Below are 16,110 nucleotides of genomic sequence, written 5' to 3'. Positions count from 1 at the left end.
CACCTTCTTGGTTGAATGAAAAATGCTCAGCCTGTGGCTGAGCTTTTAAATTTTATTTTGTAGCAACTGCGAGGCCAATTGGGTAACGCTGGCCTTTTCGCGGTGGTTCAAACATGACGCCTTTTTGAAAATAAAATTCAGTATCAGAAAAGCTGTTAAAAAGGGAGAAAAACTCGTAGACAGTAATCTGGTGGTAGTGGAAAGGTTCCTTTGTTGGTTTTCCCCTTCCTTTACCGAAGGGCGTGGAGACAATTAATTTTCCACCAGGCTTTAATAGACGATGAAATTGTTGAATCGCAAACTCGTCATCAGGGACGTGTTCGATCGTTTCGAAGCTGACGATCGTATCGAATGTGCCGAGTTGGTTAGTCAATTGTTCATCTGTCAAGTCAGCGACTTGAAAGCTAAGAAGTGGATGATAATATTGTCCTTGACCATAATCGATCGCTTCTTCATCGATATCAACGGCAATGATTTCATCAATCACTTTTTTATTCTTTTTCGCGAGCATTTTCGCTCCGTATCCTGCACCACAAGCAATGTCGAGGACACGTCCTTGGGCATAATTGGTTGCGAAATAATAGCGTGCAATATGCTCTAAAAGCATTCCATTCATTGGATCCATTTTCTCCGGAATAATACGCTCACCTGTGTATTCCATTATTCTTCACCGCTTTCTTATCATCTCGTTTATTATATCAGGAGATCTTCCACAGTGAAATGTCGACTATTTTATGTTCATCTGATTAGAGGTGGTGAAAATGATAGGTTGATCGTTGAATATTTCTTTAGTATTGCGCATGTAGTAGGGGTTAACTTACATAGAACTAATAAGAACATTGTGAGGAGGGTAGAACATGTCCGTTTTTAGTAAAGGCGATAATAAGAAGAAGCATCTAGAGAAGGCTGAGGAATTTTTATTTGAAGGTGAAAAAATTGAAAGCACCTACGGATTAATGGTTGATTTTGTCACTTTTACGAGCCACCGTGTTATCTTTGTTGATCGTTCGATTTTGTCAAAATCTAAAAAGGTCGTCGTCAGTATTCCATATAGTAAAATTGAGGAGATCGCGATTGAGAAAACGGGTACGCTTTCTTTTTCGAATAATATCGAGATATCGACAAAGAAAGAGACGCATTCATTGAATTTTATGAAAGGGACTGATGTGATGGAGTTTTACCGCGACTTATCAAGGCGGATTTGTGAATAGGAGTTGAATAGCATGCCGACATCAAGAATGATGAAATGGATTACAGGGTCATTTGAAATCCTTCTTGGAATTCCTATTTTAGGAGCTACGATCGTGATCGGAATGTACTGGTTGCCTTTATTGTTTATGCTTGCCCTTCATATTGTTACACTCATTTTATCGAGTCGGGACGGTGTTCATAAACACGGTTCGATTTTAGGGATCGTCACATCTTGCGTCGCTTGGATTCCGTTTGTAGGAATGGTGATGCATATTGTGACAGGTATCTTACTGATGGTTGATGCGGCACAACGTACGGAACCTTCCTAACGAAAGAAGTGTGATGCTTTTATGGAGTAAAGGGTAGGTGCTACTTCGGTAGCACCTACCCTTTACTCTGCTAAAGCTATACAAAAAAAACACGATTTTCATTTCCGGTGGTATCAATAAACGTGCTATAATAATTTTTATGAGCTTATTGAATCAGGAATACGTTAAAGGAAGGTCGGAAATGACTGAAGAGAATATCACAAGAATTCAGATAGAAGATAAAGAATACATTTTGATTGGTACGGCGCACGTATCTAAGCAGAGTGCCGAACAAGTTAAAGAAGTGATTGCTGAAGAGAATCCAGATACTGTTTGTGTAGAGTTAGATGAACAGCGCTATCAATCAATTATGAATAGAGACCAATGGAAAGAAATGGATATTTTTAAAGTTGTTAAAGAAAAGAAGGCGACGCTTCTTTTAATGAACCTTGTCATCTCTTCTTTTCAAAAAAGAATGGCTAAGCAGTTTGGTATTCAGCCTGGTCAGGAAATGATTCAAGGGATCGAGTCAGCAGATGAAATAGGTGCCGATCTTGTCCTAGCTGATCGAAATATCCAAATTACATTCTCTCGAATTTGGGGACGGATTGGTTTTTGGGGAAAGATGAAACTGTTAGTCGAGTTATCTGCAAGTATCTTCAATAAAGAGAGCATTTCTGAAGAGGAACTTGAAAAAATGAAGTCACAGGATATGCTCGATTCGATGCTTGAAGAATTTACCGAAAATGCGCCGAAAATGAAAGAGCCGTTAATCGATGAACGTGATCAATATTTAGCAGAAAAAATTAAAACAGCACCAGGACAAAAAATTGTCGCTGTGTTAGGTGCAGCTCATGTTCCTGGTATAAAGAAAGAAATCCATGAAAAACAAGATTTACAGAAGTTAAATGAAAAACCACCAAAATCAAACGTCCCGAAAATGATTGCATGGGCGATTCCGCTTTTGATCATTTCAATTATTGCTTATACATTTTGGTCAAATCCAGACGCAGGTATCCATCAAATAATCAGTTGGACGCTTTGGAACGGGTCCTTTTCTGCCGTTGGAGCGGCTATTGCCTTTGGGCATCCATTGGCGATTTTAACAGCTTTTGCAGTCGCGCCACTAAGTTCTTTAAACCCACTTATGGCAGCGGGGTGGTTTTCTGGTTTTGTCCAAGCTTATATGAAAAGGCCGAGTGTCGAAGACTTTGAAAACCTTTCTGATGATGTGTACACCGTCAAAGGGTTTTGGGGGAATAAAGCGACGCGAATTTTGCTCATCGTTGTCCTAACGAACATATTTAGTGCATTGGGAACGATGATCGGTGGTGCGGATGTGATCCGAGTGTTTTTCCAAAATCTATAGTTGTTTTGTTATCGCACGTCTTGCAATCAAGCAAGGCGTGTTTTCGTTTATAAAAGGTGTAATCATTCACAAGATTGTTGAAATATTTGGATTTTCCAGGTTGAATATACCAATCTATCTATATAAACTTGTGGTAATGATATTCATTATCAACGCGGAACGCCAAAGGAGATGTGACATTTGAAGAAACTCTTTGCAAATATTGAGAAAATGACGTGTGGGTTTAAACCAGGATATACCATTTATTGTCGTGCATACAAACACGTCATCGAACAAGAAATAGCATTGGCAAATATTCAAGAAGGGGATGTTGTTTTAAATATTGGTTGTGGTTCACTTCCATTTACATCTATACATATTGCACAAATGACAAATGCGAAAGTGATAGGCATAGACCGAGATGTAGAAGCAGTTAAAAATGCGAAAGAGATAACGAAAAAATTTGGTGTAGACGACCGAGTGCAAATTATCCACGGAGATGGTGAAGAAGACTTAGGGATGGATTTTGAAGTAGCAATTGTTGCGTTGCAAGCAGGGGCTAAGGAACGCATTTATAAGCGTTTAATGGAGCAAGGTGGAGAAGGGTGTCGCGTGGTTTTTCGTCAGCCGCGGGAAAAGTTTGAATCTGTTTATGGAAGTTTGCCAGATTCATTGATACCAACTTCTAAAGCGGTACATCCAATGAAAGCTTTTAAAGAATCATTTTTATTTAGAGGTGTTGAAAAAAAGGAGGGAAGTGCTTGAATAAAAGAATCCCTTTAGCCATCGGTGTTTTACTAATTGTTTTTACAGTGATTAAAACTGGTTGGGATGAAGTGATGTCGACGGCGAGTCAAATGAGTCTTACCGATGGTGCCGTCATGCTATTATTTCAATTACTGACGTTATTTCTTTCTTCATTTGTATGGTACTTATTTATTGTCAATGAACATGTACATATCAAACTTTACGATGTGTTTAGGATAAACCTTACAGGACAATTCGTAGAAAGCATAACCCCGTCGGTGAAAGTCGGAGGAGAAGGGGTCAAAATATATTTATTAAGAAAAAAGACGGGTCTAGGTTATCAAGACGTTTCTGCATTAACCGTAGCAAACAAACTCGTTTCCACGCTGGCTTTTTTGCTTATTATTTCTGGTACCGTTATCATGTCACTCATTTTTTTAGAACTACCGATGATAATCTATGGAGTATTTGCTTGTTTCGTCATCATATTATTTACCTTTTATCAACTATTGAAATGGGCAGAGCGGTACCCAGTTAATAACGAATCATCAATTATTTTTGGAAAGAAGTTACCGCGTAGATTTCCGAATGTTTATCAATGGATAGAAAAAATCATACAATTTGTGACGCAATTTTCGGCAAAAACCCTTCACATTATGAAATATACCCAATACCGAAATTTGATTTTAAGTGTTTCTATGTTCATTTGGATGGCTTATCCGCTGAAAGTTTATCTCGTGTCAGTCATGCTTGGATTCGATATGTCTATCAGTATCATCTTGATTGCGACATATATGGCGTACCTTGTTAGCATGATTCCATTGTCGCCAGGAGGACTAGGTAGTTTTGAAATGACAATGGCATTCATTCTGTCTGTGGGTGGTGTCACTTATGGTGATGCATTGACGATTGCTTTGATGACGAGAGTATTCACTTTTTGGATTCCACTTATGATTTCAGGTGTTACAGTTCTGCAATTTATTATGAATCATGATATTAAAAGGCGGGAGAGGGAGATCGAATATGGTATGGATGTTTAAAAAGTTGAAAGGTGAACATAAACGAGACCATCTAAATCAAGGAATAACACTGGAGGAAGCGTCACTAGGTACCCCTTGCGTTATTTGCCATAATGTAACGGATCCTCTACTGAAAAGTTTTGGATTTCGTGAAGGGAAAACGATTACAATTAGAGCGCTCGGGGTGTGTAACGGACCGATTGTTTGTGAGATTTCAGGTCATTGCGTCGCAATTGATAGAAAGACAGCAAAAAAAATAAACATTATGGTGAATGGCTGTACAAAATGACGGAGGTTTTATAAAGATGTCAAAGCAAACCATCTTATTAATAGGTCCACCCAATGTAGGGAAAAGTGTGATTTTCAATTACTTAACAGGAAAAAATAGTGATTGTGCTAATTATGTTGGTACGACCGTGGAGTATACCGTAGGGGATATTATGGTTGGAGGACAGGAATATCAACTTATTGATGTTCCTGGTACATATACGTTAGAAGCAACCAATGAAGCTGAACAGATAGCGGTTGATTTATTATATGGACGTGGGAGTATAAGTCATTCAAATGGCTGTCATAGTAAACAACAATCAAAAACTGAGGTGAATGTAGCTCAAGTACCAAAAGCAATTATTGTCGTACTTGATGCGCAAAATTTAGAAAGAAGTCTTTTTTTATTGAATCAAATACAAGCACATCAAATACCTGTCATCGCGCTTTTGAATCGAATCGATTTACTAGAAAAGAAAGGCGAAAGTATTGATGTCAACAAGTTAATGGACAAAATAAAAATCCCGGTTATTCCTTCTGTTGCAGTAGAGAAGGAGGGACTAGAACGAGTAAAGGAACAACTTCGTACGACAGTTGAACAAGAACCTCTAGGGCATGACTGTTTAGGGGGCGGCAAGATAACAGAGGAAGAGGCATGGCATAGGGTAGAGAAGATAACATCTGAAATAAAGTCAAAACGAGAATCTTCGGTTCAGCAAAAAGAAACACTGGGCGATAAAATGATTAAGCCATGGCCAGGAATTCCGCTTTGCTTATTAATCCTTGGACTGGTATTTGCTTTTGTCGTAGGAGTAGGGATGGGGTTGCGTCAATATATACTCCTTCCTCTTTTTCGTGAAATATTGATTCCGGCTCTTGTTTTTATAGCTGAACAAATTATTCCTGAAGGTCTGTTTCTTCAAGTTCTCATAGGTGAATATGGATTATTAGTTAAAGGTCTTGAATGGCCGTTTACGCTTGTTTTTCCTTATGTTATATCTTTTTATATTGCATTTACAATTATGGAAGATAGCGGATATTTACCAAGGTTAGCTGTTTTACTTGATGGTATTTTTAATAAAATGGGGTTACCTGGCTCAAGTATTATTCCATTTCTACTAGGGTATGGTTGTGGTGTTCCTGCAATTATGGCTTCACGGTCTTTAAGTTCTTATAAAGAAAGGCTGATTGTTACTTCATTAATCAGCTTAGCAATTCCGTGTGTAGCACAATCTGGTGCACTGATTTTTCTCTTGGGAGAGCGAAGTTTATTCGTTTTAGTTGCTGTTTTTGCCATAAGTCTCTTAGTGTTAGTTGGAGCCGGGATGTTGCTAGCTAAGTTCATACCAGGAGCATTTCCATCGACAATTGTTGAAATTCCAGATCTTTTACCGCCGAAAAAAGATATTATTTTTAGGAAAGTTTTCATTCGGATGAAAGAGTACATTGTAGATGGGGCGGTGCCAATGATGAAAATCATTGCGATTGCTTCGGTTGTTTATGAAACAGGGGTGATGAACTACATCAGTTCATTTATGCGTCCGTTAGTGACTCAGTGGTTGCAACTTCCTGTTGAAGCTTCAACACCTTTGTTGTTAGGTGTTTTTCGAAGAGAATTAACTGTCGTGCCTATGATTGAAATGGATTTAACATTGGTCCAATTATTTACGGGGGCAGTGATTTCACTTTTTTATGTACCTTGTATTGCCATTGTTGCGACGATCACAAGGGAGTTTAATTGGAAAGTGGCTCTGGGCATTTTAGTGGTTACGATCTTGACGGCATTCTTAATCGGTGGTATTGTCGCTCGTTTTGGTAATATGTTCGTAAATGTTATGTTGTAATCAAAGGGATGAAAATGATAGTGAAGTGTTGACATTGGAAATCGTTTCATGTACATTTATCTTGAATTCAAGATAAATGATGGGGATTTGGTAACAAATGAAAAATCAATATGTTGATCAAGATTTATCGTTAAAATTATTTGTCGTTTTATCGAGAGCCACAAGAGCGATCACAGATCAGGTTGAAGAGGATATTAAAAGCCATGGTTTAAACCCGACAGAGTTTGCTGTCTTGGAATTGCTGTATCATAAGGGGGAGCAACCGATCCAACAAATCGGAAAAAAAGTTCTACTAGCGAGTGGGAGTATTACGTATGTTGTTGATAAGCTCGAAAAAAAAGGTTATTTACATAGAAAAGCTTGTCCGAAAGACCGTCGCGTAACGTATGCAATGATCACTGAAGAAGGTAGTCATTTAATGGCGCATATCTTCCCTAAACATAGTGAAGGAATTCAACAGATCTTTGGGGGTCTTGGGCCCGAGGAAAAAGAAGTGATGATCGAAAAGTTGAAGAAATTAGGGTTTCATGCAAAGCAATTATAATATTTGATCGATTCTCTCTAAGTAACAGTTCAAAAAGTAAGACGGGAGTTTTTCCGCTTACTTTTTGAACAAATTCCGCCTAAATATCTCGAAGTAAAGATATATCATTTCAAGATATGTTATCTTTTGAGGAGGTGAGAACATTCAGCGACCATCATTAAGGTATAGAGCTGATTCCCTTCATTAATGAGAGGGCTTTCAATGATAAATAAGCTCAAATGTCAGTAAAAACAGGTAGTGAGACAATGGGGTTTTCACAAAAATTATTTGGTGAAGGTTCATCAGAAAAGGAGAGATCATATGTCAAACGTAAAACTAGCAATCATGTATTACAGTTCAACAGGATCAAACTATAAGTTAGCAAAGTGGGCTGAAGAAGGTGCAAAAACGACAGGTGCTGATGTGAAAGTATTGCGAGTACCCGAGACCGCCCCAAAAGAAGCGGTTGAATCAAATCCAGCGTGGAAAGCACATTTAGAAGAGACGAAGGATGTCCCAGAGGCAACATTAGATGATCTAGAGTGGGCGGATGCGATCATTTTTAGTACACCGACTCGTTTTGGTAATGTACCAGCGCAAATGAAGCAATTCTTTGATACTGCTGGTGGACTATGGATGGAAGGAAAACTAGTCAATAAAGTCGTGAGTGCGATGACATCTGCACAAAACGCACATGGTGGCCAAGAGCAAACGCTCTTATCACTTTACACGTCAATGTTTCATTGGGGGGCACTTGTCGCAACACCTGGTTACACTGATGAATCGATTTTCGCGGGTGGCGGAAATCCTTATGGTACGAGTGTAACCGTAGACCAAGACGGCAAAATGCAAGAAGATGTTGAAGCTGCTGTCAAACACCAAGCAAAACGAACAGTACAAGTCGCTGAATGGGTTAAAAATGGTCAGCAATAATATTGTTATCAATGTGTGGTAAACATACTTGGAAAAACTGAAGGTTAGACAAAAGGCAGGGAATCTCCCTGTCTTTTCTTAATTAAAGATGCTTTAACTTTAAGGAGGTTAGGAATCTGGTTTTAAATGTCTATTTTGTTAAAATGCAGATTCCTTATTATGACATTTTGTTCATATTGTTATCAGAATTTTCAGTTCTAAAGGATTGAAATTTCGGAAAACTAAATATAGAATAAAATTTGTTAACGAAATAAGCATAAAGGGTGTTACAAATGTATACAAAGTTAAAGGATGAGTTATTAGTCGAAGCTTATGAGCATGCTGTTCGTTCACAACTTGATGGTGAGTTTCTTCAAATATTAAAGGAAGAATTAGATCGCAGAGGCATTATTTTCGATGAAGCGAAGAAGGTTGCCACTGCCGATAACAATAAGTCCTAAGTAGAGCAAGCCAAAAATGGAGGGCTTGCTTTTTTATCATTTAAAAAAATTATCTTGTCACATCTTCTAACTTTCGTAAGACAGACACAGACATCCTCCGCTAGGCATATACTTTGGGTAAGATGCCTAAGTATCGGAGGTGACGAAATGTCAAGTATTATAGCGGCACTTAGTTCGATCATCAAAGAAGTGTTTGTGTTCGTATCCTTCGTCAAAAACAATGCGTTTCCACAACCTCTCAGCGATGAAGAAGAAAAGAAATACTTACGTCTCATGAAAGAAGAAGGCGACCCCGAAGCACGAAATCGTTTGATTGAACACAATTTACGCCTTGTTGCACATATCGTCAAAAAATTTGAAAATACCCGTGAAGAAAATGAAGACTTAATTTCTATAGGCACAATTGGATTAATTAAAGCGATTGAAAGCTTTTCACCTGGAAAAGGAACGAAATTAGCTACGTATGCGGCCCGGTGTATAGAAAATGAAATCCTCATGCATTTAAGGTCATTGAAGAAAGTAAGTAAAGACGTTTCACTACAAGATCCAATCGGAACAGATAAAGAAGGAAATGAGATTAGTTTGATGGATGTGTTACAATCTGACACAGAAGACGTCGTTGAAATGATTCAATTAAAAATGGAGAAAAGGCAAATTTATGAGTATATTCACGTTTTAGATGAACGTGAAAGGGATGTTGTGATTAGGCGGTTTGGCCTCAATAATGAAGAGGAGCAAACACAACGGCAAATTGCTCGAAATTTAGGTATTTCTAGAAGCTATGTGTCCCGGATCGAAAAGCGTGCGTTAATGAAATTGTTTCATGAGTTTTATCGTCATCAAAAAGAAGGTACAAAAGGGCAAGAAAAACGATTTTTTGATTAAAAGTGAAACGTTGATTTCTATATGTGTTTAGTAGCAGTACGAACGAAAGGCCTCTCATTTATCAAGTGAGGGGCCTTTCGTTATGATTTTAGCGTGACGGGTTGTCTACACCTCTAAAATATTGGAAAACCGCAAGAGTCAGTTTACTAGGTGGTTTCTTTTTTTTGTATTCCGGTGGACATGCTATAATAAAAGACGAAGGAGGGATATGATGCGATTTATTGATAACCAGCAAATCACTGATCCACGCATCAATTTAGCGATTGAGGAGTATGCGTTAAAATATTTGGACCCCAACGAGACGTATTTGTTGTTTTATATTAATGAACCTTCAATCATTATTGGAAAAAACCAAAATACGATTGAAGAGATCAATACTGATTACGTTGAGGATCAGGGGATTCATGTCGTTCGACGTCTATCGGGGGGCGGCGCCGTTTACCATGATCATGGAAACTTAAACTTTAGTTTCATTACAAAAGATGATGGAGAAAGCTTTCATAACTTTCAAAAGTTTACGCAACCGGTTGTTGATGCGTTAAACAAGTTAGGTGTAGAAGCAGAGCTGAGCGGTCGGAACGATTTAGTTGTCGGAGAAAGAAAAGTTTCTGGAAATGCTCAATATACAACAAAGGGTCGAATGTTTAGTCATGGTACGCTTATGCTGGACTCCGAAGTCGAAAATGTCGTCAAAAGCTTAAACGTAAGTGATGAAAAAATTCGTTCAAAAGGGATCAAGTCTATTCGCAGTCGTGTTGCAAACATCAATGAATTTCTCAGTGAGAAATTGACGATGGATGAATTCAAGAAAACGATCCTTCGTTATATTTTTGGTAGTGAAGAGAATATTGATGAGCAACCGTTAACAGACGAAGATTGGAAAAAGATCCATGAAATTTCTGAAGAACGGTACCAAAAATGGGAGTGGAACTTTGGAAAATCACCGAAATTTGACCTTGAGCGCTCAAAACGTACCGATTATGGAAGCGTTGATATCCGTTTGAACGTGTCGCGAGGCGTTATTCAAGATTGCAAAATCTATGGAGACTTTTTTGGTGTAGGAGACATTTCTGATGTAGAGGAAGCATTAAAGGGAGTCAAACACGAGCGTCAAGCAATCCGACAAGCGTTTGATCAATTGGATACGCGTCATTATTTCGGCCCTGTTGAGAAGGAAGAGCTCGTTGCGTTGTGTTACTAATGTGGTTATATACTTAATGTCATAAAAAGGTCAGACACTGTCCTCTTTTTAGAGATCAGTCGTCTGACCTTTTTAGTGTTTAAAAAATGATTATTCGCTAAGAGCTGCGTTTAATGCTACTTCAACCATTTCGTTAAATGTTTCTTGACGTTCTTGGGAAGTTGTTTCTTCGCCTGTAATGATGTGGTCACTAACTGTAAGAACTGTTAATGCAGATACACCAAATTTCGCTGCAAGTGTGTAAAGTGCTGTTGTTTCCATTTCAACTGCCAACACATCGTGGTTAGCTAGTGTGTTTGTCAATTCTTTTTCTTCTGTGTAGAAGTTATCGCTTGTGTATACGTTTCCGACACTGACATTAAAGTTACGCTCTGTTGCGATGTCATGTGCTTTCTTTAATAAGTTGAAATCTGCTACCGGAGCAAAGTCAATGCCGTGGAAACGACGTTGGTTTACGCCAGAGTCAGTAGATGCAGCTTGTGCTAGTACAAGGTCACGCACTTTGATGTCTTCTTGTAAAGCACCACAAGATCCGACACGGATTAAGTTTTTCACGCCATATTGCTCAATGAGTTCTTGTGCATAAATGGAGATTGAAGGTATTCCCATGCCTGTTCCTTGAACAGAAACGCGCTTTCCGTTGTATGTACCTGTATATCCGTACATACCTCGTACTTCGTTATAACAAGTGACATCTTCTAAAAAGTTTTCTGCAATGTATTTTGCGCGAAGCGGGTCTCCTGGAAGTAAAATTGTTTCTGCGATATCACCTTTATTAGCGCCAATATGTACGCTCATGTTGATCATCCTTTCTTTTTCTTTAAGGTTAACTACTCTTTTAAAGTATCATACCTATTTACAAACTTCAATTTTATTTCGGTACATTTTTTAAACGTTTTCAAAAAATCCTTTTTTATTCAATTTTGAAGCGAATAAGTCCGAAAATTTCGTTTTATCAGTCGGGATCATTTTGTGCCTTGTTGGGTTAAAAAGTTTATTATATAGTTTTTGTTATACTAATTTCACTTTTGTGTAGAGCATAGCCAACTCACGCTTTAATTTTTAGTTGAAATCAAGCGTGAGTTATTCAATTCTCTTCTTTACCGAGAACGCGATTGACACGTTTACGAAGCATTTTCATACCGCTGTTACCAGCTTGAAAATGTCGAAGTGTTCCTTCTTGGTCAAAGACGTAATAAGCGGGTACGTATTGATTTTCGAAAGCGTCTGTCAGTTTGTGTTCGTTATCAACAAAAATAGGTTGAGTGATATCGTGTCCTTGAGCTGTTGAGCGAATAACATGAAGGTCAAGGTCTTTTTCAGAGCGTGGCATGTGAACTGCAATCACGTTTAATTCATCTTCGTATTCGTCACGGAATTCATTTACATCAGGCATTGCCTCTTTACATAGACCGCAACTGACAGACCAGAAGTGTATGAGAGTTGGTTTGTTACCAATGAGCTCACTTTTGCTTACTTCGCCATTTATCCATTCAGTTGCCCCTTCGAGCTCAGGCATTTGTTCCCTAAGTTTCATCATCATTCACTCCTTATTGCTTTGATAAGTAGTATGAAGTATTGTTCGATGATTTATTCTACGTAAAAAAGTTAAGTGAATGAATTTCATAATAGATGATGTAAAGATCATTTCGGAACATGGATTGTGATTTTCACTGCAGGCGGACGCTTTCCCAAGGGCTTGTCTTCAGCTAAATTCAGCTCCACAAACCGTCGCTGAATTGGATTTTCAGACTGCGCTGATCCTTTGGGAGTCGCCGCCTTTCGTTTCAATCAGTTTCAAAAATGAACGTTGACCTTCGTGATGTTTTTAAAAACCCTTCATTATGAAATTGGTTCGAATGAATGATGATTTTATCAAAGCAATAAGTTCAATTAATCCTCTTTCTTTTCATGGAAGGTTTGTAAAATTCGTGTTTCTATGTCTGTACGGGATAATGTAGGGTCATCTAATAGCCACTGTTCAACAGTAAATAGAATGTCACGGAAACATGGCCCAGGTTTAAACCCAAGCGATTGCAAATTGTTACCATCGATGAATTGTGGTAAGTGAGATCGAGAATTAATATATGTTTCCATTTTGGTTTTTCTTAGTGCTTGCTGAGTCATGTCTGAATGATATGCCCAAGCTAAAAGTGGTTCATCATCATATTGATGAAACCATTGATGCCATTCTGAAAGTGGTGCAGTAAGGTCTTTTTCATGAAATTTATGATCAATTAGTGTACCCCATTGTTCGATGAATCGATCGTCTTGTTTATTTTGGCTAAATGGCTGAAGTTCTCGATGTACACCAGGTCGACACGGGATGGTAAAAGTCATGTAGCTAAGCCAAATGGAATCGGTGAACTGCCAATGCTTTGATTTGGTGCCTGCGCTTGCGATGAACGTTGAAAATTGTTCGATGTCCAATAATATGTCTTCGTTGCTCCGTAATTTTTGGAACAAAAATGAGCATATACCGAATGCTTGTAACCTTTCAAACCCTTTTTTGGGATTGCCTTCTTCAGTAAGGCGCTTCAACTCGCTAGCAATTCTAGGTGTGGATGTTTGGTGGATGTGCTGTACTGATTCATATGCGAAACGCTCGGTCTCTTCATCCATCGAAAAGTTGAATCGTGTTTCAAAACGGATCGCCCGTAATAGACGAGTAGGATCTTCAACGAAACTAAGGTTATAAAGCGTACGAATATGTCCTTTTTTTAAGTCTTCATAGCCATGAAAGTAATCAATAAGTGTTCCAAAGCTTTCGGGATGGAGGTTAATGGCCATGGCATTAATCGTGAAATCTCGTCTGTATAAATCTTCTTTTATACTTGACATTTCCACATCAGGAAGCGCGGCTGGGTAGTCATAGTATTCAGTTCGAGCACTCGTGATATCTATTTTAAAACCAGAGGTGTGTTTCCAAGTAGCTGTCTGGAACGTCGGATGAGTCCGTACGAATCCGCCGTATGAATTTGCAAGTGTGTTGGCTAATTCAATGCCATTCCCTTCTACAACAATATCAATATCTTCGTTGTTTTTATGTAATAAAATATCTCGCACGATGCCACCGATTATAAAAGCATTCATTTTTAACTGCTTAGCTTCTTCGCCAATGTGCTTTAATAACGTAAATAGTTCTTTAGACAACAATGATGACATGAATTCGTACACAGAGTGACGAGTAGGGACATGATGAAATACTTGTGATGGATCGTTTGTTTCCTTTTTCCCATGAATGGCTCGAATCACATCAGTACGTGAGACGATTCCAATCATTTGTCCATCATCTATGACAGGTAATCGCCCGATGTTGTGTTCAATCATGATTTCTTGAATGCCTTCTAACGATTTCTCTTTAGAGATCGTTTGAGGGTTGCGGCTCATATAACCTTTTACAGGTGCATGTCCGAGACCGTGGTGTAAAGCTTTATCAACATCGCGTCTTGATATAATACCGGTGCATTCTCCATCTTGAATAACGGGAAACCCAGTATGTCCATAGCGATAGAGCATCTTTGAAGCATCGATAACAGCCGTATCTGGAGCAATCACACGTACAGGTGAGGACATCATGTTCTCTGCTGTGATCGCTGGTTTCACTGCCTTTTCCAGGCGCCTTCTTATATCTTCGCACAACGTGCTCCATTCAGCATTCTTGGCTTTTCCGGCTGCAGCTTGTTCGTGTCCGCCGCCTCCAACCGCCTCAATAACAGGGAGGACATTTATTCGATCACTGCTAGATCTGGCAGTGAGAAAGGTTGTATTCCCCATTTCAACAAGTGCAAACACTGCGTCAGCTTTCGTCGTTTCTAACATGCGTCGACAAATGATCGCTAAGTTGTTGGTGTATTCTTCTTGGCGATGCTTGGCCAAAAGAATTTCCACACCATTGAATGAGTACGTCTCGTATGTGTTTAACAGTGATTGTAATAAAAGGTGCTGTTCTTCTTCTAAAGGTTGTTGTCTGTATTTTTTGATGATTTGCAGTTGAGCGCCTTGCTCGACGAGAAAAGCACCTACGTGAAGATCACGAGCTGTCGTAGAGTCGAAACAAAAAGCCCCAGTGTCCGAATAAAGCCCTAAGGCAAATATTGTAGCTTCAAAAGAGGAAATCTTAATATTTTGTTGTTGTAACTGTTCGACAAGTAAAGTGACTGTAGCTCCTACTTGCTCACGTTGGATGATTCCTGTTGTAAGGTCGTCCTCTTTTTGTTGATGGTGATCATAAACATGGAATGACACACCGTCTTTAAGGTTGTTTATTTTCTTAAACCCAGTGCGAGCTAAGTTTGCTGTGTCGACGAGAATAACTTTATCAATCGCCTTCCAATCAACTTTCTTTTCATTGTGGAAAGCGAAAGCATCTTTGTAGATCGCTAAAAAATGATCTACTGCAGAGGAACGTTTATGTGGCAAAACCATCATTGATTGCGGATGTAGTTTTTTTGCTGCAATCATTGAAGCGAGTCCATCGAAGTCTAAGTGGTTATGTGAGAGGATGAGTTGCATAAGTTGGTCTCCTTTCATGAATCGTCGAACTTCATATTATTGTACTCATCAGTGTGAAAAAAGAAAATGGTGCACATGACTATAGTCATATTCTAAACGTGGTATAAGGCGTGACAAAGAAGTTATAGTCAATAAAAAAGCCTGTAGCTTCGTATAAGCGAAGAACAGACTTTTCTACATGGACATGTTACAATCAAAAGAGATGATTCGACATTACATTTTTTTTACACGGAAATTACTTATCATGAGGACAGATAATGTTAAAATAATAAACATAAACGCAGGTTCAGGTATCGAGCCTGTTAACAGGTGACTAATGGTTAACAAACAACCAGCTGCCGTAATCGGAAGGCCGACAAAATATCCAGGTGCTTCCGAAACGTTAAATCGAGCTAATCGAATCGCACCACAAGCAATGAAAATAATCGTAAAGACTGCACCAGCTATACCAAAATCAATTAATGTCGATTGATATAGAAGTAAAGAAGGGGCGACACCGAATGAGATGATATCACATAATGAGTCCAGTTGTTTGCCCATTTCAGATTCGATGTTCATTTTGCGCGCGATGCGACCGTCAAGGCGGTCGAAAATGGCAGCTAAACAGATTGCTAATACACTTAAGCCGAACTGCCCTTGTAAAACAAATAGAATCGCAAAACCACCAAGCCCTAGATTTGTAATCGTTAGTAAATTGGCTGTTTGGCTACGAAACTTTTTGATCGTATGATCAACAACATGTTGCAATATCGTCAAAATGAGATCACTCCTTATGATCAATCAGCAAAGTTTTAGTTTGCTGGAAGGTAAAACGGGAGAGTAATACCTATTTATATATATTTAAAGGTGCTCTTATCAATGATTCGTTTAGAAAAAGTGTTAAGGGAGT

The 16,110-nt window shown here is 38.7% G+C and carries 17 protein-coding genes; 12 read left to right on the top strand and 5 right to left on the bottom strand.

Annotated features, from left to right (window positions below):
* Positions 1–52: 52 nt before the first annotated feature.
* The gene (locus HNQ41_RS10760; RefSeq protein WP_184664434.1) at positions 53–661 is read right to left on the bottom strand and encodes a class I SAM-dependent methyltransferase; all 609 of its coding nucleotides are present in this window, start codon (positions 659–661) and stop codon (positions 53–55) included.
* 196 nt (positions 662–857) lie between these two features.
* Here HNQ41_RS10760 and HNQ41_RS10755 point away from each other — a divergent pair, with 196 nt between their 5' ends.
* The 12 genes from HNQ41_RS10755 (at position 858) to lplA (ending at position 10,706) form a co-directional block, all read left to right on the top strand.
* A complete protein-coding gene (locus HNQ41_RS10755; protein ID WP_184664433.1) occupies positions 858–1,211 on the top strand; it encodes a PH domain-containing protein in 354 nt (117 codons plus the stop codon).
* Positions 1,212–1,223: 12 nt separating this feature from the next.
* Positions 1,224–1,520, top strand: coding sequence for a hypothetical protein (locus tag HNQ41_RS10750; protein ID WP_184664432.1), 297 nt, complete (start codon positions 1,224–1,226; stop codon positions 1,518–1,520).
* Between the two features lie 181 nt (positions 1,521–1,701).
* Positions 1,702–2,868 carry a TraB/GumN family protein gene (locus HNQ41_RS10745; protein ID WP_184664431.1) on the top strand — a complete coding sequence of 389 codons (1,167 nt, stop codon included), beginning with the start codon at positions 1,702–1,704 and terminating at the stop codon, positions 2,866–2,868.
* 180 nt (positions 2,869–3,048) lie between these two features.
* The gene (locus tag HNQ41_RS10740; RefSeq protein WP_184664430.1) at positions 3,049–3,612 is read left to right on the top strand and encodes an SAM-dependent methyltransferase; all 564 of its coding nucleotides are present in this window, start codon (positions 3,049–3,051) and stop codon (positions 3,610–3,612) included.
* Positions 3,609–4,634: a lysylphosphatidylglycerol synthase transmembrane domain-containing protein gene (locus tag HNQ41_RS10735; protein WP_184664429.1), complete on the top strand. Its 1,026-nt coding sequence runs from the start codon at positions 3,609–3,611 to the stop codon at positions 4,632–4,634. The genes HNQ41_RS10740 and HNQ41_RS10735 overlap by 4 nt, the downstream gene beginning before the upstream one ends.
* On the top strand, positions 4,618–4,902 hold the full coding sequence (locus tag HNQ41_RS10730) for a FeoA family protein (RefSeq protein ID WP_184664428.1): 285 nt from the start codon (positions 4,618–4,620) through the stop codon (positions 4,900–4,902). The genes HNQ41_RS10735 and HNQ41_RS10730 overlap by 17 nt, the downstream gene beginning before the upstream one ends.
* A gap of 16 nt (positions 4,903–4,918) precedes the next feature.
* Positions 4,919–6,724, top strand: coding sequence for a ferrous iron transporter B (locus tag HNQ41_RS10725; protein ID WP_184664427.1), 1,806 nt, complete (start codon positions 4,919–4,921; stop codon positions 6,722–6,724).
* A 97-nt stretch (positions 6,725–6,821) separates the two neighbouring features.
* Complete coding sequence (locus HNQ41_RS10720) at positions 6,822–7,268, top strand: MarR family winged helix-turn-helix transcriptional regulator (RefSeq protein ID WP_184664426.1); 447 nt, start codon at positions 6,822–6,824, stop codon at positions 7,266–7,268.
* A 300-nt stretch (positions 7,269–7,568) separates the two neighbouring features.
* Entirely contained in the window at positions 7,569–8,180 is a 612-nt protein-coding gene (gene wrbA / locus HNQ41_RS10715) for an NAD(P)H:quinone oxidoreductase (RefSeq protein WP_184664425.1), read from the top strand.
* A gap of 272 nt (positions 8,181–8,452) precedes the next feature.
* Complete coding sequence (gene sda, locus HNQ41_RS10710) at positions 8,453–8,620, top strand: sporulation histidine kinase inhibitor Sda (protein ID WP_184664424.1); 168 nt, start codon at positions 8,453–8,455, stop codon at positions 8,618–8,620.
* A gap of 147 nt (positions 8,621–8,767) precedes the next feature.
* A complete protein-coding gene (gene sigK, locus HNQ41_RS10705) occupies positions 8,768–9,505 on the top strand; it encodes an RNA polymerase sporulation sigma factor SigK (RefSeq protein WP_184664423.1) in 738 nt (245 codons plus the stop codon).
* A 211-nt stretch (positions 9,506–9,716) separates the two neighbouring features.
* Entirely contained in the window at positions 9,717–10,706 is a 990-nt protein-coding gene (gene lplA / locus HNQ41_RS10700) for a lipoate--protein ligase (protein WP_184664422.1), read from the top strand.
* A 90-nt stretch (positions 10,707–10,796) separates the two neighbouring features.
* Here the strand turns inward: lplA and deoD are convergent, their stop codons facing one another.
* From deoD to pssA, 4 genes are all read right to left on the bottom strand, one after another.
* Positions 10,797–11,504, bottom strand: coding sequence for a purine-nucleoside phosphorylase (gene deoD / locus HNQ41_RS10695; protein WP_184664421.1), 708 nt, complete (start codon positions 11,502–11,504; stop codon positions 10,797–10,799).
* Between the two features lie 289 nt (positions 11,505–11,793).
* Positions 11,794–12,243, bottom strand: a complete 450-nt coding sequence (locus tag HNQ41_RS10690; RefSeq protein ID WP_184664420.1) for a TlpA disulfide reductase family protein — start codon at positions 12,241–12,243, stop codon at positions 11,794–11,796.
* A gap of 356 nt (positions 12,244–12,599) precedes the next feature.
* A complete protein-coding gene (locus HNQ41_RS10685) occupies positions 12,600–15,221 on the bottom strand; it encodes a CBS domain-containing protein (protein WP_184664419.1) in 2,622 nt (873 codons plus the stop codon).
* 213 nt (positions 15,222–15,434) lie between these two features.
* Entirely contained in the window at positions 15,435–15,977 is a 543-nt protein-coding gene (pssA, locus tag HNQ41_RS10680; RefSeq protein ID WP_184664418.1) for a CDP-diacylglycerol--serine O-phosphatidyltransferase, read from the bottom strand.
* Positions 15,978–16,110 lie beyond the last annotated feature (133 nt).

The sequence above is a fragment of the Texcoconibacillus texcoconensis genome, from assembly GCF_014202575.1.
In the GTDB taxonomy this organism is placed as follows: Bacteria; Bacillota; Bacilli; order Bacillales; family Salisediminibacteriaceae; genus Texcoconibacillus; species Texcoconibacillus texcoconensis.
The sequence above is the reverse complement of the archived record's forward strand: the minus strand, read 5'-3'. Positions and strand labels throughout refer to the sequence as shown.